Below are 16,767 nucleotides of genomic sequence, written 5' to 3'. Positions count from 1 at the left end.
CTCAGGTTACCGGCGCCCGCCCCTCCCCTTTCAAATCGGATCCGCTTTCCAGTCCGGGCGATCAGCACCCTCACCTGGTTTTTTGACAACGGTTTCCATCTTGGATGAAAATGGATGTCATGAACGCACGACGCCTGATACCCACCGCCGCCCTCGCCGCGGCCGTCGCCCTCGGCGCCACGGCCCTCACCGCCTGTTCGGGGGCCGACGCGGCCGGCGGGGGCGAGGACGGCAAGCTCGACGTCGTGTCGTCGTTCTACCCCCTGCAGTTCCTCGCCGAGCAGATCGGCGGGGACCACGTGAAGGCCACCTCCCTGACCAAGCCGGGAGTCGAGCCGCACGACCTGGAGATCACCCCGAAGCAGACCGCCCAGCTCGGCGAGTCCGACGTGGTGCTCTACCTCAAGGACCTCCAGCCCGCCGTCGACAAGGCCGTCGCCCAGTCCGGCGTGAAGACCGTCGTGGACGCCGCGACCCTCACCCAGCTGGAGGCCCACGGCGCCTCCGGCCACGACGAGCACGGCCACGAGGGCGAGGAAGCCCACGCGGACCACGCCGAGGGCGACGGCCACGACCACGGCGAGGCCGGCCAGGACCCCCACGTCTGGCTCGACCCGGTGAAGTACGCCGAGATCGCCAAGGGTGTCGGCGCCGCCCTGGGCAAGGCCGACCCGGCCCACGCCGCCGACTACGAGAAGAACACCGGCGAACTGGTCGCCAAGCTGAACGCCCTCGACACCGAGTTCAAGGACGGCCTGAAGAACACGGCCTCCAGGACCTTCATCACCACCCACTCCGCCTTCGGCTACCTCGCCGAGCGCTACGGCCTCGAACAGGAGGGCATCGCCGGCGTCGACCCCGAGTCCGAGCCCAGCCCCGCCCGGATGAAGGAGCTCCAGGAGATCGCCAGGAAGGACAATGTCACCACGGTGTTCTTCGAGACCCTGGCCAGCGACAAGACGGCCCGGACGCTCGCCCAGGACACCGGCCTGAAGACCGACGTCCTCGACCCCATCGAGGGAATCACCGACAAGTCCCAGGGCGCTGACTATTTCGAGGTCATGCGGTCCAACCTGAAGAACCTCCAGAAGGCGCTCGGGAACAAGTGATGGCAGTAACGGAGGCGCGAGCCATGCAGAACGAGACGGCCGCCGCGGAAGCGGACCGACCCGTCATATCCCTGCGCGGGGCCACGGCCACGCTCGGCTCGCGCCCCGTGCTACGCGGGGTCGACCTCACCGTCCGCCGCGGGGAGGTCGTCGCCCTGCTCGGCGCCAACGGGTCGGGCAAGTCCACCGCCGTCCGGGCGGTCGTCGGCCAGGTCCCGCTGACCTCCGGCACGCTCTCGCTGTTCGGCACCGACTTCAAGCGGTTCCGCGACTGGTCCCGGGTCGGCTACGTCCCCCAGCGCACCACCGCCGCCAGCGGCGTCCCCGCCACCGTCCGCGAGGTCGTCTCCTCGGGCCGCCTGGCCCGTCGCCGGTTCGGCCTGATGCGCGCCGCCGACAAGGCCGCCGTCGGCCGGGCCCTGGCCCTGGTCGACATGGAGGCGCACGCCTCCGCCTCCGTGAACGCGCTCTCCGGCGGCCAGCACCAGCGGGTCCTGATCGCCCGCGCGCTCGCCGTGGAACCGGAACTGCTGATCATGGACGAGCCGATGGCCGGCGTCGACCTCGGCAACCAGGAGATCCTCGCCTCGGCCCTGCGCGAGCAGGTCGCCGCGGGCTCCACGGTCCTGCTCGTGCTGCACGAGCTCGGCCCGCTGGAGCCGCTGATCGACCGGGCCGTCGTCCTGCGCGACGGCTGCGTCGTCCACGACGGCCCGCCGCCGGAGGCCGTCGGCCAGCACGCGCTGCCCGGCCACGACCACGTACACCCGCACGCGGCGCACGACGCCGAGCCCCTCCGGACGGGACTGCTGAGCTGATGGACCTCCTCGACTACGCCTTCATGCAGCGGGCCCTGATCGCGGCCGCGCTGGTCGGCATCACCGCGCCCGCCATCGGCACCTACCTCGTCCAGCGGCGCCAGGCGGTCATGGGCGACGGCCTCGGCCACGTCGCCATGACCGGTGTCGCCCTCGGCTTCTTCTTCCAGGCCAGCCCGGTGTGGATGGCCACCCTGGTCGCCGTGCTCGGCGCCGTCGGCATGGAGCTGATCCGCTCCCGCGGCCGGACCAGCGGCGACGTCGCGCTCGCCATGCTCTTCTACGGCGGCCTGGCCGGCGGCGTCCTGATCATCAACATGGCCCCCGGCGGTTCCACGACCAACCTGGTCAGCGCCATGTTCGGCTCGATCACCACGGTCGCCCCCGAGGACGTCACCGCCGTGGTCGTCCTGGCCGCGTTCGTCATCGCGGTCACCATCGGACTGCGCAAGCAGCTGTTCGCCGTCTGCCAGGACGAGGAGTTCGCCCGGGTCACCGGACTTCCGGTGCGGGCCCTGAACCTGCTGATCGCCGTCACCGCCGCGGTCACCGTCACCGTCGCCATGCGCATCGTCGGCCTGCTGCTGGTCAGCGCGATGATGGTGATCCCGGTCGCCGCCGCCCAGCGCGTGACCCGCGGCTTCACCGCCACCCTCGGCCTCGCCATCGCGATCAGCCTGGCCGTCTCGCTCACCGGCACCGCCGCCACGTACTACATCGACGCGCCCTCGGGCGCCACCATCGTCCTGCTCGCCATCGCCGTTTTCATGATCATGACGGCGGTGTCCGCCCCGCTCGCCCGGCGGCGCGCCCGGAGGAAGGCCGCCGCCGAGGAGGTCTGCACGCGGGACGATGTGAAGGTCTGAAGGCTGGCACAATGGCCCGAGGCCGATCTGAGGAGGAACCGGTGGCGACTGCGCCTGGCGAGACGAATACCGCGCCAGTACGAGGACGGTCCACCCGGCAGCGGGCCGCCGTCGCGGCGGCCCTGGACGAGGTGGACGAGTTCCGCAGCGCCCAGGAGCTGCACGACATGCTCAAGCACCGCGGTGACTCCGTGGGCCTGACCACCGTCTACCGCACCCTCCAGTCCCTCGCCGACGCCGGCGAGGTCGACGTGCTGCGCACCAGCGACGGCGAGTCCGTCTACCGCCGCTGCTCCACCGGCGAGCACCACCACCACCTGGTCTGCCGCAAGTGCGGCAAGGCCGTGGAGGTGGAGGGCCCCGCCGTGGAGAGGTGGGCCGAGTCGATCGCGGCCGAACACGGCTTCGTGAACGTCGCCCACACGGTGGAGATCTTCGGGACCTGCGCCGACTGCGCGGCCGCCGCCGGATAGGCCGCGGCCCCTCCGCCGAACCAGAACCCGAACCAGAACCCGAACGAAAGGATCCCCGCCCGTGCTGCCACGGGCGGGGATCCTCTTCCGTCGTACGGGCGGTCAGCCGGCCGAGCCGGGCGCCTCGACCTGGTTGGGCACGGCCCCACCGAACCGGCGGTCGCGCTGGGCGTACTCCAGGCACGCCTGCCACAGGTTGCGGCGGTCGAAGTCCGGCCACAGCACGTCCTGGAAGACCATCTCGGCGTAGGCGCTCTGCCAGAGCAGGTAGTTGGAGGTGCGCTGCTCGCCGCTGGGACGCAGGAAGAGGTCCACGTCCGGCATGTCCGGGTAGTAGATGTACTTGGCGAAGGTCTTCTCGTTGACCTTCGACGGGTCGAGCCGGCCGGCCGCCACGTCCCGGGCGATGGCCTGCGCGGCGTCGGCGATCTCCGCGCGGCCGCCGTAGTTCACGCAGAAGTAGAGCGTCATCGCGTCGTTGTCGACGGTCTGCTCCTGGGCGATCTGCAGCTCCTGGACGACCGACTTCCACATCTTGGGCATGCGGCCCACCCAGCGGATCCGGATGCCGAGCTCGTTCATCTCGTCGCGGCGGCGGCGGATGACGTCCCGGTTGAAGTTCATCAGGAAGCGGACCTCGTCCGGGGAGCGCTTCCAGTTCTCCGTCGAGAAGGCGTAGAGGGAGAGGTTCTTGACGCCCATCTCCAGGCAGCCCTTGAGCACGTCGAGCACGACGCCCTCGCCGACCTTGTGGCCCTCGGTGCGGGGCAGGCCGCGCTCCTTGGCCCAGCGGCCGTTGCCGTCCATGACGATCGCGACGTGGTTCGGGACCAGCTCGCCGGGGATCTTCGGCGGGCGGGCGCCCGACGGGTGCGGCTCCGGAAGCTTGTAGTCGCGGCGGGGGCGTCCCAGGATCCCGCGTCGTGCCATGTGCCCAGCTCCTATTTCTCGACGTAACGCAGGGAGCGTAGTCCGCGCTCCAGGTGCCAGTGCAAATAGGCGGAGACCAGTCCGCTCCCCTCCCGCACGTGGCGCGCCTCACAGGCGTCCGCGTGGGCCCAGTCGCCCGTCAGCAGGGCGCTGAGCAGGGCGATGGCCTCCGACGAGGGTACGACGCTGCCGGCCACCCGGCAGTCCCCGCAGACGACCCCGCCGGCCGCGACCGAGAAGTGGCGGTTGGGGCCGTGGATCCCGCACCTGGCGCAGTCCTCGAAGCTGGGCGCGTAGCCGTTGACGGCGAGGGAGCGCAGCAGGAAGGCGTCGAGGATCAGGTTGGGGGCGTGCTCGCCCCGGGACAGCGTGCGCAGGGCGCCGACGAGCAGCAGGTACTGCTGGACGGCGGGTTCGCCCTCGTTCTCGGTGAACCGCTCCGCGGTCTCCAGCATGGCGGTGCCGGCGGTGTAGCGGGCGTAGTCGGTGACGATGCCGTTGCCGTACGGGGAGATGATCTCGGTCTGGGTGCACAGCGGCAGGCTGCGGCCGACGAGATCGCTGCCGCGGGCGAAGAACTGCACGTCGGCGTGGGAGAAAGGTTCCAGCCCGGCGCCGAACTTGGACTTGGTCCGGCGCACACCGCGCGCCACGGCCCGCACCCGCCCGTGCCCGCGCGTCAGCAGCGTGATGATGCGGTCCGCCTCGCCCAGCTTCTGGGTGCGCAGCACGATGCCGTCGTCGCGGAACAGACTCATGCGCCCATTGTCCCGCACGGGTGCGGGACAACGGGCGCCGAGGGCCGCCGGGGACCGGCGGGCGTCAGACGTGCGTCACACGTGCGTCAGACAGCCGTCAGGCCGCCATCGGGGTGCACAGGCCGGTGCGCGCCGGGTCGTAGCCCGGGAAGCCGTTGAGCTCGCGGTCGAAGTTGTCCTCGAACTTGCCGTACACGCCCTGGTCGTCGATCTTCACGACCGTCTCGTCGTGGCCGCGGAGCGAGGGCTGCGTGTAGTTGTGGCTGCCGGTGAAGACCAGGGACTTGTTCGGGGTCCCGCCGTAGGTGCCCTCGACGAGCAGGTACTTGGAGTGCAGGCCGAACCTGGGGTCGGCGTTGCAGGTGCCGAGGTGGTTCAGGTTGGCGGCCTTGAGCTTGGCGCGGACCGCGGACCCGATGCTTCCGGGCTCGTCGTTGAGGAAGACGTACACCTTGCAGCCGGCCGCCTTCAGTTCGGCCAGGCGCTCGGCGACGGCGAGCCGGGTGAACGCGTACATGGCCACGCGGACCTTGGTGGCGCCGCCGGCACAGCTCACCGGTGCCAGCATGTCGAGGACCGAGTCGTTGTGGACGCCGGGGGTGCTGCTCTCCTCGCGCGGGGAGAAGTACGCCGCGTACGGGGTGCCGGCGGCCGGCGGGCGGTTGCCGTAGTAGTCCTTGTCCGCCACTTCCTTCTCGTCCGGCGTGCCCTCGTTCACGACGTGCGTCTCACCCAGGGCGTTCGTGGAGAACGTCTGGAGGTCCTGGAAGTAGCCGCTGTAGGTGGCGTAGAGCTCCGGGCTGGGGACGGTGACGGCGTTGTTGAAGAACTTCAGCCGCTGGGACTCGACCAGGTTCGCCGAGCTCTGGAAGACGACGTCGCGGACGCCGGCGGTCTCCTCGAAGAGGAAGAACTTGTTGTGGTTGATCGGGTTCTTGCCGATCTCCGCCTCGGTGCGCGCGCCGATGCAGCCCCGGTTGCGCGGGCAGACGTAGACGAACGAGTCCTTGCTGCGGTCGGAGCCCAGCTCCTTGAGCAGCGGTGCGAACTCGCTGCCGTCCTGGTCCACGTCCCTGTTGGTCTGCGAGTACCAGTCCTGCGTGGGCTTCTTCAGGGCGTCGCTGTCGAGGACCAGCTGGACCTTGACCCCTTCGCGGTACGCGGCGATGAGGGCGGACCGGACCCGGCCGTCGGTGAAGCTGTACATCGAGCCCGAGATCCTGGTGCCCGGCTTGGCGTGGTCGATCAGGTCGACCAGCCGGTTGTTGATCTTGTCGGGGTCGCCCGAGCGGGGGTTGTTGAAGACCGCGTCCGGGGTCGCGGGCAGCGTGAAGGCGGGGTTGCGGACCGTGTAGTCGGCCGACTGGGCACCGCTGGCGGTGACGAGGGAGGCGACGGCCGCGAGGGCGGTCGTCGCGGCTATGCGGCCGAGGGCGCGCATGCGCATGGGACAAGTCCGTTCGTCCGTGGGACATGGCAGGCTCGTGGGGGGAAAGCGTGGGGGAACTGGATCTTACGCAACGCTTAACCCCCCTTGCTCCCGGCGCACGCAGGACGGGGACAGCCGTGCGCCCCGGCCGGAGGGGGTCCGGCCGGGGCGCACCGCCCCTTGGGAGGATCTCGGTGGATCAGCCCGCAGGAGTCCTGGCGGTGCCGCCGGCCGCGTCATCGGCGTCCGGGGCGTCCGGGGCGTCCTCGTCGGAGGCGGCCGCGGGAGTGGTGTCCGGGGTGCCGGACGGGGTGCCGGAGGCGGCCCCGGACTCGGACTCGGACTCGGTGTCGTCCGCGGCGCCGACCTTGACCATGACCTTCGCCTCGGCCTCCGCCTCGGCCTCGGTGCCCTCCTCGGCCCGGGCCTCGGGCTCCGCCTCCGCCTCGGCCTTGGCCTCGGCAGGGGCCCCGGCCGGGGCCGGGATGGCGGCCACGGCGCCGTGCGCGTCGTCCTTGGCCAGACCGTTGAAGATCAGGTTGAGGACGATGGCGGCCGTGGCACCGAGCGTCACACCGCTGTTGAGCAGCGAGGACAGGTCGGCGCTCATGTGCTCCTTGAAGAACACCGGCACGGTGGCGGGAAGCAGCGCGAAGGCCAGGGAGACGCCCACGACCAGCGCGTTCTTCTCCTCCTTGAGGTCCACCTTGGCGAGGGTCTGGATGCCGGCGAGGGCGACCATGGCGAACATGACGGTCGCGGCGCCGCCGAGGACGCCGTGCGGGACGGCGGCGACGATCGCGGCGGCCTTGGGCAGCAGACCCAGGATGATCATGAACACACCCGCGGCGACGACCACGAAGCGGCTCTTGACCTTGGTCATCCGCACCAGGCCGACGTTCTCCGCGAAGGCCACGTACGGGAAGGAGTTCAGCACGCCGCCCAGGGCGGTGGCGGCACCGTCGGCGCGCAGGGCGCGGGCCACGGTCTCGCTGTCGACCTCCTTGCCGACGATGTCGCCGACCGCGTAGGTGTCACCGGTCGTCTCGACCATCGTGATGAGCATGACGATGAGCATCAGGACGATCGGGAACCACTCGAACTTCGGCATGCCGAAGTGGAACGGGGTGGTGACGCCGATCCAGTCCGCGTTGGAGACGTCGCCGAACTTGGCGTCGCCGAGCAGGAAGGCCACGGCGGTGCCGGCGACCAGGCCGACGAGGATGGCGATCGAGGAGAGGAACGGCCGGCCCAGCTTCATCAGGACCAGGATGAAGAGCATGGTGCCGCCGGCGTAGGCGAAGTGCTTGGGATCGCCGAAGTCGGGGCTGCCGATGCCGCCCGCCGCGTCGTTGAGGCCGACCGGGATCAGGACGATGCCGAGCACCGTGATCACGGTGCCGGTGACCACCGGCGGGAAGAGCCGCATGACGCCGCGGAAGGCCTTGGGCGGCAGCCAGGCGAAGGCGAAGGTGGCGATACCGGCCGTGATGACCGCGCCGTAGATGACCAGCAGGGCCGCGGTACCGCCGCCGGCACCGAGGCCGATCGCGATCATCGGGGAGACGGCCGTGAAGGTCACGCCCTGGATCAGCGGCAGGCGCGCGCCGATCCGGCCGATGCCCCAGGCCTGGATGATGGAGGCGATACCGCAGGTGAAGAGGTCTGCGTTGATCAGGTAGACCAGCTGTTCAGGGCTCAGCTTCAGTGCGCTGCCCACGATGATCGGGACGATCACCGCGCCTGCGTAGAAGGCGAGTACGTGCTGGAAACCGTACAGCGCGAGCTTGGGGACCGGGAGCACCTCGTCGACCGGGTGCGAGCTCTGCTCTCCGTTGGAAAGCCGGGCGGCGACACGTGCCATCTCTGCCTTGCCCTTCAGGGGAGGTAGGTAATGAGAGGAATCTGGTTATCCCTGGCACGGGCGCGGATCGTGGTGCGAGGTTCCGCCAGGGTTGTCAGTGCGTTCACGTGGATCGAAGCCCCGCTGTGTTGCAGCAGGCGTCTTTTCGTGTGACCGGAATTGAACGCCTGTGGGAGGCGCCACAGATATCGTCGACTGCTACAAATTGTTGATGCCTGGAGATGCCCGATCTGTAGGTTTCTCCAGTAGCGCGGACGTCTGCCGAGGACTATGGGCCGTCGATGCGGACGATCCGTTTCCGGCCATACGGACGTGAAGCAGCCAACACCTGACCTGGGGAAACGGAGATCGCAAGGGTTCGGTGCAGCAAAGCGGGCAACCGGTTTCCGGACATCCGCTTGGTGGATCGCATGATCCCGGAGCAGCCCCGTCCCCTGAACGTACGGGCGAGTAAGGGGCACCCCGACGCCGGATCGTTATGCGCTGGGCGCCGGTTTTGTCCCGACTGCTGAGACGGCGGCGCCGACCGCCCCCGTGGTGGGCCCGTCAGCCGGTGGCCCGGACCGCCGCCAGCAGCCGCGACACCTCGTCCGTGTCCAGCCGCAGGGCGGCCCCCACCGTGGCCAGCACCTCCCGCTCCGCGGGGGTGTACGGGCCGTCCGCCAGGGCGATCCGGGCCCCCTGGAGCAGCACCGCCTCCCGGCCCGCGGCCGCCAGGTGCGGGGAGAGCGGCTCCAGTGCCTCGTGCAGCTCGATGGAGAGGGCGGCTCCGCAGCAGTCCGGGCCGTCGTACAGGCCGGGCAGCCGCCCGGGGTCCGACGACAGGGCCTCCACCAGGGCCGCGAGCTGGTCCTCGGCGCAGTCCTCGAAGCCGGCCGCACGTACGGTCGCCGCCGCGGCCTCCAGGGCGCTCCGCGAGGACGAGCCGCCCGCGGCGAGCACGGCCAGGGCCACGGTGTGCACCCCGTCGCGCAGCATCGCGGAGAACCGGGCCGTGGTCGGGTGGTCCAGCACGTCGGGGGCGAACCGGCCACGGCAGGCGGCGCATTCCACGACGGGCCCGGCGTGACCGCGCGGCAGCAGCGGCACGGCGAGGACGGTGAACCGGCGGCGGCCCGTGCGGCGGCGGTAGTTGCGGTCCCCGCCGCAGCCCGGGCAGAAGAACTCCCCGTCGGCCACCGTGGTCCAGGAGGTACGGATGCCCCAGAGCATCAGCTTCCGGCCGGTCCCACCCCGAACTGGCAGCACGTCCCACCTCCGTCACCCGGCGGCAGCATCGCCGCGCTGGCGTGATGTTAGCCACATCGATGAGGCTGCGTCAGTCGTCCGACAGGACAACATCGGGCGGAGCGCGGAGTTGGCCGATCTGCGCCCCTGGCTCACCACGCGCGCCCCCTATCCTCGCCGCCGTGCGAGAGAAGTCCTGTCTGGTCACCGGTGCCGCGAGCGGCATCGGCCGGGCCACCGCCCTGCTGCTGGCCCGCTCGGGCGCCCGGGTCACCGCGGCCGACATCGATGCCCCCGGGCTGGCCGCCCTGCGTACGCGGCTGGCCGCGGAGGGCCTGGCGATCGAGACGGTCACCGGTGACGTGTCCGATCCGGAGGAGAACCGGGCGACGGTGCGGGCCGCGGTCGCCGCGTACGGCCGGCTCGACGCCGCCGTCGCGAACGCGGGTGTGCTGCCCCTGTCGGACGTGACGGAGACCAGCCCGTCCGACTGGGACCACGTCATGGCAGTCGACGGCCGGGGCACGTTCCTCACCTGCAAGTACGCCATCGAGGCCATGACGGCCCAGGAGGATCCGGGCGGGGCGCTGGTCTGCGTGTCCTCCATCTCCGGGGTGGCCGGCCAGGCCCGGCAGGCCGCCTACGGCCCGGCGAAGTTCGTCGCCTCGGGGCTGACCAAGCACTTGGCGGTGGAGTGGGCGGCCCGCGGGATCCGGGTCAACGCCGTGGCCCCCGGAACCATCCGTACGGAGCGCGTCCGCGCCCTGCCGGACGAGCCGGGCGGACCGGAGTACCTGGAGGAGATCACCGCGGCCCACCCCATGCGCCGCCTCGGCGAACCGGAGGAGGTGGCCCGCGCCATCGCCTTCCTCGCCTCGGACGCGGCCTCCTTCATCACGGGCGCCATCCTCCCGGTGGACGGCGGCTACCTGGCCCGGTAGGCCCCGCACGGGGAGGGGCCCCCGCGCCGCCCCTGGCCGGGGCGGCGCGGGGGCCCGTCGGTGCTGCCTGTGGTCACTCGCGCCCGGCGCGGTTGACCGCGGAGATGACGGCCTTCAGGGAGGCGCGGGTGGTGTTGGCGTCGATGCCGATGCCCCACAGGACGCGGCCGTCGATGGCGCACTCGATGTACGAGGCGGCCTGGGCGGAGGCGCCCTCGCTCATCGTGTGCTCGGTGTAGTCCAGCAGGCGGGCGTCCACGCCGATGCCGGCCAGGGCGTCGAAGAACGCGGAGATCGGGCCGTTGCCGGTACCGGTCAGGACGGTGTCGGCGCCGTCGACGACCGCCTCGACGGTCAGCGTGTCGGTGCCGTCCTTGTCGGTGGCGGTCGAGCCGGAGCGCAGCTGGATGCGGCCCCACGGGTTCTCGGGGTTGGGCAGGTACTCGTCCTGGAAGACGTTCCAGATCGCCTTCGGGGTGACCTCTCCGCCCTCGGCGTCGGTCTTGGCCTGGATGATCTTCGAGAACTCGATCTGCATCCGGCGGGGCAGGTCCAGCTTGTGGTCGTTCTTCAGGACGTACGCGATGCCGCCCTTGCCGGACTGGGAGTTGACCCGGATGACGGCTTCGTAGGAGCGGCCCACGTCCTTGGGGTCGATCGGCAGGTACGGAACGGCCCACTCGATCTCGTCCACCGTCCGGCCGGCGGCGGCCGCGTCGGCCTCCATGGCGTCGAAGCCCTTCTTGATCGCGTCCTGGTGCGATCCGGAGAAGGCCGTGTAGACCAGGTCGCCCGCGTAGGGGTGGCGCGGGTGGACCTCCATCTGGTTGCAGTACTCGGAGGTCCGGCGGATCTCGTCGATCTGCGAGAAGTCGATCTGCGGGTCGACGCCCTGGGAGAACAGGTTCATGCCCAGGGTGATCAGGTCGACGTTGCCGGTGCGCTCGCCCTGGCCGAACAGGCAGCCCTCGACGCGGTCGGCGCCGGCCATGACGGCCAGCTCGGCGGCGGCCACGGCGGTGCCGCGGTCGTTGTGGGGGTGCGCGGACAGGCAGACGTACTCGCGGCGGGACAGGTTGCGGGACATCCACTCGAAGCGGTCCGCGTGCGTGGAGGGGGTCGAACGCTCCACGGTGGCGGGCAGGTTCAGGATGATCTCGCGGCCGGGGCCGGGCTGCCACACGTCGCAGACGGCCTCGCAGACCTCCAGGGCGAAGTCCAGCTCCGTGTCGGTGAAGATCTCCGGGCTGTACTGGTAGCCGAAGACGGTCTCGTCGCCCAGGATCTTCTCGGCGTACTCCATGACCAGGCGGGTGCCGTCGACGGCGATCTGCTTGATCTGTTCCTTGGAGCCGCGGAAGACCACCCGGCGGAAGGTCGGGGCGGTGGCGTTGTACATGTGCACGGTGGCCCGCCCGGCGCCGCGCAGGGACTCCACGGTCCGCTCGATCAGGTCCTCGCGGGCCTGGGTCAGTACGGAGATGGTGACGTCGTCCGGGACGGCGCCCTCTTCGATGATGGAGCGTACGAACGCGAAGTCGGTGTCGCTGGCGGAGGGGAACCCGACCTCGATCTCCTTGTAGCCCATGCGGACCAGCAGGTCGAACATCTCCCGCTTGCGGGCCGGGCTCATCGGGTCGATCAGCGCCTGGTTGCCGTCGCGCAGGTCGGTGGACAGCCAGCGGGGAGCCTTGGTGATGCGGGCGTTCGGCCAGGTGCGGTCCGGGATGTCCACCTGCTCGTACGCGCCGTACTTGTGGATCGGCATCCCGGAGGGCTTCTGGGTGTGGGTCGCGTTGGTGATGGGCGTGGGGCGACCGGCGTAGCTGTGCTGCTGGCTCATGGCGTAGGGCTCCTCGCGTGTCCGCGTGTAGATCGCTGGGACGGCCGACTGGTACTGCCTCGATCGCCGAGGCGGCGCAACACCAGACTCCGCGGGGAGGGGGTCGGCCTACGACTACAGGCCCTCGCCGCGGCAGCTAAGGAGAAGCAGCCCGAAACGCATGATGTGCCGAGCGTAGCCGAGCTTGCGACGGGGGCGCGCTGCCGTTCCAGTATGCGGGACCGGGTGGTCCGATTTACACCTGTATGTGGCATAGGTCTCGGTCGCGCCCGAGAGGTCCGGGTGAAGCGTCAACTCCGCGCAGCGCCTTTCGGACAACCGAATGAATCATGGTCGCACGGAGTGACAACGGCATGACCCACTGCCACATTTCCCGGCATGGATACGAACCGTCACCCCGTCTTCTGCACCATCGTGCCGCCCCACCTGCTCGACAAGGTGGTGCTGTCCGAGAACACCCGCCGCGCCGACTCCGCGCAGCGCACCCTCGAACACGACTCCCTGCAGCGCACCCGGCGCCGGCTGACCGCCGTGCGCGGGATCGCGCCCACGCTGGCCGCGGCCACCTCCGAGCGCCCCGACCGGACGATCTACGACGCCCAGCACAAGACCAGGCTGCCCGGGGTGAAGGTGCGCGGCGAGGGCTCGGAGCCGGGGCAGGACGCGACCGTGAACCGCGCCTACGCCGGGCTCGGGGCCACCTTCGACCTGTTCCGGACGGCCTTCGGCCGGCACTCCATCGACGACGCCGGCCTGCCGCTGGAGGCCACCGTCCACTACGGCGTGGAGTACAACAACGCGTTCTGGGACGGCCGGCAGATGGTCTTCGGCGACGGTGACGGGGACCTGTTCCTCGACTTCACCGTCTCCGTCGACATCATCGGGCACGAGCTGGCGCACGGGGTCACCCAGTACACGGCCAACCTGGAGTACTACAAGCAGGCCGGCGCCCTGAACGAGTCGATGTCCGACGTGTTCGGCTCGCTGATCAAGCAGTACACCCTCGACCAGACCGCCGACCGAGCCGACTGGCTGATCGGGGCCGGGCTGCTCGGCCCGGACGTGAGCGGGGTCGCGCTGCGCTCGATGAAGGCCCCGGGCACCGCGTACGACGACGACGAGCTGGGCAAGGACCCGCAGCCGGCCACCATGGACGACTACGTCCACACCAACCGGGACAACGGCGGGGTGCACATCAACTCCGGCATCCCCAACCACGCCTTCTACCTGGTGGCCACCGCCCTGGGCGGCAAGGCCTGGGAGCGGGCCGGACTGATCTGGTACGACGTCCTCACCGGCGGCGAGCTCGGCACCAAGGCCGAGTTCGCGGACTTCGCGCGGCTGTCGGTCGCGGCGGCGCGGTCCCGGTTCGGCGAGGGCGGCGAGGAGCACCAGGCGGTGCTCAAGGCCTGGTCCCAGGTGGGTGTGCCGACCGAGGAGAACAGGTAGACAGTCCCCATGCGGATTCACGTGGTGCGGACGGGCGGTTTCGCGGGCATCGAACGGCAGGCGGAGGTGGACACCACGGGCCGGCCGGACGCCGACGAGTGGCAGGGCCTCGCGGAACGCGCCCTGGCCCCCGACCGTACGGGCGCACCGGCCGGGCGGCGCCCCGGTGGGGTCCCGGACGGGTTCTCGTACGTCATCACGGTCGACGGCAGGACGGTCAGGTGCGCGGACCCGCACCTGACCGACGCCCAGCGGGAGCTGATCCGCCGGGTCCTGAAAGAAGGTGCCTGAGCCGGACGGCCCTGCTTGGATGGCCCGATGGCGATTCTCGACGATCTTGAGCGGTACTACGACGGCGCGCCCCGCGCGGGCGGGGCGCGGACCGAGGACTTCGGCCCGCTGACCCTGTTCGTGCAGACGGGCGGCGGCTGGCAGTACTACGCCCGGCCGGTGCTGGCCGGCGGCGCGCCGGTCACGGAGGCCGACGTGCGCCGGGTACGGGAGCGGCAGCGGGAGCTCCAGGTGCCCGAGGCCTTCGAATGGGTGGCCGAAACCACGCCCTCGATGGCGGCGGCCGCCGAGGCGGCCGGGCTGCACGTGCACGCCCACCCCCTGATGGGACTCGACCCGGACGCCGCGCCGCCGGTCCCGCATCCGGAGGTCACGCTGCTCGGCGCGGACCACCCGCTGCTGTGCGCCGCGGTGACGGTCCCGGTGCTGGCCTTCGCGGCACCCGGCACGGCACTCGGCGAGGCCGGCCCGGCCGAGCTGGCGTCCGCCATGGCGGACGCCGGGGCCGCGGACCGCACCGCACACGTGGCGAGCCGCCTCGCGGACGGGCGCAGCGGGATGGCCGCGGCGGTCCGCGACGGCGTGGTGCTGGCCTCGGGCATGCACAACCCGGTCGGCCCGGTGGCCGAGGTGGTCGCCGTCGCCACGCTGCCCGCGGCCCGCAGGCAGGGCCTGGCCCTGGGGGTCACCACCGCGCTGGTCGCGGACGCGCGGGCGCGCGGCGCGGGCACGGTGTTCCTGTCGGCCGGGGACGAGGACGTGGCCCGGGTGTACGCCAGGGCCGGCTTCCGCCGGGTGGGCACGGCGATGATCGCGGAGCCCGCGGCGGAGTAACCGGCGGGGCGGGCGCGGGGCTTTTGCCGGAACGGCAAGAATGTTTGTCCGGCCGGGACGGAGCGGCGGAGCATCGAGGTGTATCCCGCACCGCGAACCGGAAGGCGAGTCATGACCGGACACCCGCACCCCCACCCGCAGCCGCACTCCCAGCCGCACGAGCACGCCCAGCCGCACGGGCACGCCCACGACCACTCCGCCTCCGAGCAGGAGTTCTGGGACTCCCGCTACCGCGAGAGCGAGCGGATCTGGAGCGGCAACCCGAACTCCGTCCTGCTCCGCGAGGTGGACGGCCTGGCCCCCGGCCGGGCCCTGGACCTCGGCTGCGGCGAGGGCGCGGACGCCGTCTGGCTGGCCCGGCAGGGCTGGCGGGTGACGGGCACCGACATCTCGCCCGTGGCGCTGGAGCGGGCGGCGGCGCACGCCGCCGAGGCGGGAGTCGCCGACCGGATCGCCTTCGAGCGGCACGACCTCGGGGAGTCGTTCCCCGCCGGCGAGTTCGACCTGGTGTCCGCGTGCTTCCTGCACAGCCCGGGCGACATGCCACGCGAGCGGATCCTGCGCACGGCCGCGGCGGCGGTCGCCCGCGGCGGGGTCCTGCTGGTCGTCGGCCACGGGGGCGCCGCGCCCGGGACCGAGAACCCGCACCCTGACCTGCACTTCCCGACGCCCGAGGAGGTCCTGGCGGACCTGGAGCTGCCCGAGGGCGGCTGGGAGGTGCTGGTCTGCGCGGAGCACGCGCGGGTCGGTGCCGAGGCGGCCCGTCCGGGGCCGGGCTTCGACAACACCCTCAAGCTGCGGCGCCTGGCCTGACTGCGCCGTGGCGGCCGCCCGCCGGGCCCGGGTCCACCGGGCCGGCCCAGGCGGTCGTCAGAAGCCGAGCTTGCGCAGCTGCTTGGGGTCGCGCTGCCAGTCCTTGGCGACCTTCACGTGCAGGTCGAGGTAGACCGGGGTGCCGAGCAGCGCCTCGATGTGCTTGCGCGACTTCATCCCGACCTCCTTCAGGCGGGACCCCTTCGGGCCGATGATGATGCCCTTCTGGCTGGGCCGCTCGATGTAGACGTTCGCGTGGATGTCCAGCAGCGGGCGGTCCTTGGGCCGGTTCTCGCGCGGCAGCATCTCCTCCACCACCACGGCGATGGAGTGCGGCAGTTCGTCCCGTACTCCCTCCAGCGCGGCCTCCCGGATCAGCTCCGCGACCATCACCATCTCGGGCTCGTCCGTGAGGTCGCCCTCCGGGTACAGCGGCGGGCTCTCCGGCAGCATCGGGGCGATCAGGTCGGCGAGCAGCTGGACCTGCTTGTCGCCGACCGCCGACACCGGCACGATCTCCGCCCATTCGATGCCGAGCTCGGCGCCCAGCCGCTGGATGGCGATCAGCTGCTCGGCCAGGGCCTTGGAGTCGACCAGGTCGGTCTTGGTCACGATGGCGATCTTCGGGGTCTTCTTGATCGCCGCGAGCTCCTTGGCGATGAACTTGTCGCCGGGGCCGAGCTTCTGGTCGGCGGGCAGGCAGAAGCCGATGACGTCGACCTCGGCCCAGGTGGTGCGCACCACGTCGTTGAGCCGCTCGCCGAGCAGGGTGCGCGGCTTGTGCAGGCCGGGGGTGTCCACCAGGACCAGCTGGGCGTCCGGGCGGTGCACGATGCCGCGGACGGTGTGCCGGGTGGTCTGCGGCCGGTTGGAGGTGATCGCGACCTTCGTGCCCACGAGTGCGTTGGTCAGGGTCGACTTGCCCGCGTTGGGGCGGCCGACGAAGCAGGCGAAGCCCGCGCGGTGCGGGGCGGTGGGCTCGGGGGAACGATCGCTCATACGGGCCATTCTCCCCGATGCCGCTCCCCACGCCGACCAGGCCGCCGCCGTGAGGGCGAGCAGCCCGCCCAGGGCGGCGGTGAGTCCCGGGCGGGCGGCGTGGGCCGCGGTGGCCCGGTCGGC

16 protein-coding genes are annotated in these 16,767 nt (G+C 71.3%); 9 read left to right on the top strand and 7 right to left on the bottom strand.

What is annotated here, in order from left to right; all coding sequences use genetic code 11:
* Positions 1–119 precede the first annotated feature (119 nt).
* Genes ACFY61_RS06855 through ACFY61_RS06840 form a run of 4 tightly spaced genes read left to right on the top strand, consistent with a single transcriptional unit; the run spans position 120 to position 3,266 of the window.
* On the top strand, positions 120–1,109 hold the full coding sequence (locus tag ACFY61_RS06855; RefSeq protein ID WP_389467870.1) for a metal ABC transporter substrate-binding protein: 990 nt from the start codon (positions 120–122) through the stop codon (positions 1,107–1,109).
* Positions 1,110–1,132: 23 nt separating this feature from the next.
* Entirely contained in the window at positions 1,133–1,927 is a 795-nt protein-coding gene (locus ACFY61_RS06850) for a metal ABC transporter ATP-binding protein (RefSeq protein ID WP_389467867.1), read from the top strand.
* Entirely contained in the window at positions 1,927–2,793 is an 867-nt protein-coding gene (locus tag ACFY61_RS06845; RefSeq protein WP_389467865.1) for a metal ABC transporter permease, read from the top strand. The genes ACFY61_RS06850 and ACFY61_RS06845 overlap by 1 nt, the downstream gene beginning before the upstream one ends.
* 41 nt (positions 2,794–2,834) lie before the next feature.
* Positions 2,835–3,266, top strand: coding sequence for a Fur family transcriptional regulator (locus tag ACFY61_RS06840; RefSeq protein ID WP_389467863.1), 432 nt, complete (start codon positions 2,835–2,837; stop codon positions 3,264–3,266).
* Between the two features lie 102 nt (positions 3,267–3,368).
* Here the strand turns inward: ACFY61_RS06840 and ACFY61_RS06835 are convergent, their stop codons facing one another.
* The 5 genes from ACFY61_RS06835 to ACFY61_RS06815 all read right to left on the bottom strand — a co-directional run bounded on the left by ACFY61_RS06835 (position 3,369) and on the right by ACFY61_RS06815 (position 9,495).
* Positions 3,369–4,196, bottom strand: coding sequence for an isoprenyl transferase (locus ACFY61_RS06835; protein ID WP_389467860.1), 828 nt, complete (start codon positions 4,194–4,196; stop codon positions 3,369–3,371).
* Between the two features lie 11 nt (positions 4,197–4,207).
* Positions 4,208–4,954, bottom strand: a complete 747-nt coding sequence (recO, locus tag ACFY61_RS06830) for a DNA repair protein RecO (protein ID WP_389467859.1) — start codon at positions 4,952–4,954, stop codon at positions 4,208–4,210.
* Between the two features lie 97 nt (positions 4,955–5,051).
* Entirely contained in the window at positions 5,052–6,401 is a 1,350-nt protein-coding gene (locus tag ACFY61_RS06825) for a phosphatidylserine/phosphatidylglycerophosphate/cardiolipin synthase family protein (protein ID WP_389467856.1), read from the bottom strand.
* Positions 6,402–6,582: 181 nt separating this feature from the next.
* A complete protein-coding gene (locus tag ACFY61_RS06820) occupies positions 6,583–8,247 on the bottom strand; it encodes a nucleobase:cation symporter-2 family protein (RefSeq protein ID WP_389467854.1) in 1,665 nt (554 codons plus the stop codon).
* Between the two features lie 546 nt (positions 8,248–8,793).
* Complete coding sequence (locus tag ACFY61_RS06815) at positions 8,794–9,495, bottom strand: TerB family tellurite resistance protein (RefSeq protein WP_389467852.1); 702 nt, start codon at positions 9,493–9,495, stop codon at positions 8,794–8,796.
* A gap of 161 nt (positions 9,496–9,656) precedes the next feature.
* Between ACFY61_RS06815 and ACFY61_RS06810 the strand changes: the two genes are divergently transcribed.
* Entirely contained in the window at positions 9,657–10,415 is a 759-nt protein-coding gene (locus ACFY61_RS06810) for an SDR family NAD(P)-dependent oxidoreductase (RefSeq protein ID WP_389467851.1), read from the top strand.
* A 73-nt stretch (positions 10,416–10,488) separates the two neighbouring features.
* Here ACFY61_RS06810 and leuA read toward each other — a convergent pair whose 3' ends face one another.
* Positions 10,489–12,258 carry a 2-isopropylmalate synthase gene (leuA, locus tag ACFY61_RS06805; protein WP_389467848.1) on the bottom strand — a complete coding sequence of 590 codons (1,770 nt, stop codon included), beginning with the start codon at positions 12,256–12,258 and terminating at the stop codon, positions 10,489–10,491.
* A gap of 378 nt (positions 12,259–12,636) precedes the next feature.
* Between leuA and ACFY61_RS06800 the strand changes: the two genes are divergently transcribed.
* The 4 genes from ACFY61_RS06800 to ACFY61_RS06785 all read left to right on the top strand — a co-directional run bounded on the left by ACFY61_RS06800 (position 12,637) and on the right by ACFY61_RS06785 (position 15,645).
* Entirely contained in the window at positions 12,637–13,707 is a 1,071-nt protein-coding gene (locus ACFY61_RS06800) for a M4 family metallopeptidase (RefSeq protein WP_389467845.1), read from the top strand.
* A gap of 9 nt (positions 13,708–13,716) precedes the next feature.
* Positions 13,717–13,998: a protealysin inhibitor emfourin gene (locus tag ACFY61_RS06795; RefSeq protein WP_389467842.1), complete on the top strand. Its 282-nt coding sequence runs from the start codon at positions 13,717–13,719 to the stop codon at positions 13,996–13,998.
* Positions 13,999–14,025: 27 nt separating this feature from the next.
* On the top strand, positions 14,026–14,832 hold the full coding sequence (locus tag ACFY61_RS06790; protein WP_389467840.1) for a GNAT family N-acetyltransferase: 807 nt from the start codon (positions 14,026–14,028) through the stop codon (positions 14,830–14,832).
* A 111-nt stretch (positions 14,833–14,943) separates the two neighbouring features.
* Positions 14,944–15,645: a class I SAM-dependent methyltransferase gene (locus tag ACFY61_RS06785; protein ID WP_389467837.1), complete on the top strand. Its 702-nt coding sequence runs from the start codon at positions 14,944–14,946 to the stop codon at positions 15,643–15,645.
* A gap of 57 nt (positions 15,646–15,702) precedes the next feature.
* Here the strand turns inward: ACFY61_RS06785 and era are convergent, their stop codons facing one another.
* Positions 15,703–16,653, bottom strand: coding sequence for a GTPase Era (gene era, locus ACFY61_RS06780; RefSeq protein ID WP_389468189.1), 951 nt, complete (start codon positions 16,651–16,653; stop codon positions 15,703–15,705).
* Between the last annotated feature and the right edge of the window lie 114 nt (positions 16,654–16,767).

This window comes from Streptomyces sp. NPDC012888 (assembly GCF_042900645.1).
Taxonomy (GTDB): Bacteria; Actinomycetota; Actinomycetes; order Streptomycetales; family Streptomycetaceae; genus Streptomyces.
This window is presented reverse-complemented; position numbering and strand designations above follow the sequence as displayed.

Excerpts from the sequence above, each read along its gene's own strand:
- ACFY61_RS06855 (WP_389467870.1), top strand. The coding sequence starts at position 120 with ATGAACGCACGACGCCTGATACCCACCGCCGCCCTCGCCGCGGCCGTC.
- ACFY61_RS06850 (WP_389467867.1), top strand. The coding sequence starts at position 1,133 with ATGCAGAACGAGACGGCCGCCGCGGAAGCGGACCGACCCGTCATATCC.
- ACFY61_RS06845 (WP_389467865.1), top strand. The coding sequence starts at position 1,927 with ATGGACCTCCTCGACTACGCCTTCATGCAGCGGGCCCTGATCGCGGCC.
- ACFY61_RS06835 (WP_389467860.1), bottom strand. The coding sequence starts at position 4,196 with ATGGCACGACGCGGGATCCTGGGACGCCCCCGCCGCGACTACAAGCTT.
- recO (WP_389467859.1), bottom strand. The coding sequence starts at position 4,954 with ATGAGTCTGTTCCGCGACGACGGCATCGTGCTGCGCACCCAGAAGCTG.
- ACFY61_RS06825 (WP_389467856.1), bottom strand. The coding sequence starts at position 6,401 with ATGCGCATGCGCGCCCTCGGCCGCATAGCCGCGACGACCGCCCTCGCG.
- ACFY61_RS06820 (WP_389467854.1), bottom strand. The coding sequence starts at position 8,247 with ATGGCACGTGTCGCCGCCCGGCTTTCCAACGGAGAGCAGAGCTCGCAC.
- leuA (WP_389467848.1), bottom strand. The coding sequence starts at position 12,258 with ATGAGCCAGCAGCACAGCTACGCCGGTCGCCCCACGCCCATCACCAAC.
- ACFY61_RS06800 (WP_389467845.1), top strand. The coding sequence starts at position 12,637 with ATGGATACGAACCGTCACCCCGTCTTCTGCACCATCGTGCCGCCCCAC.
- ACFY61_RS06795 (WP_389467842.1), top strand. The coding sequence starts at position 13,717 with ATGCGGATTCACGTGGTGCGGACGGGCGGTTTCGCGGGCATCGAACGG.
- ACFY61_RS06790 (WP_389467840.1), top strand. The coding sequence starts at position 14,026 with ATGGCGATTCTCGACGATCTTGAGCGGTACTACGACGGCGCGCCCCGC.
- ACFY61_RS06785 (WP_389467837.1), top strand. The coding sequence starts at position 14,944 with ATGACCGGACACCCGCACCCCCACCCGCAGCCGCACTCCCAGCCGCAC.
- era (WP_389468189.1), bottom strand. The coding sequence starts at position 16,653 with ATGGCCCGTATGAGCGATCGTTCCCCCGAGCCCACCGCCCCGCACCGC.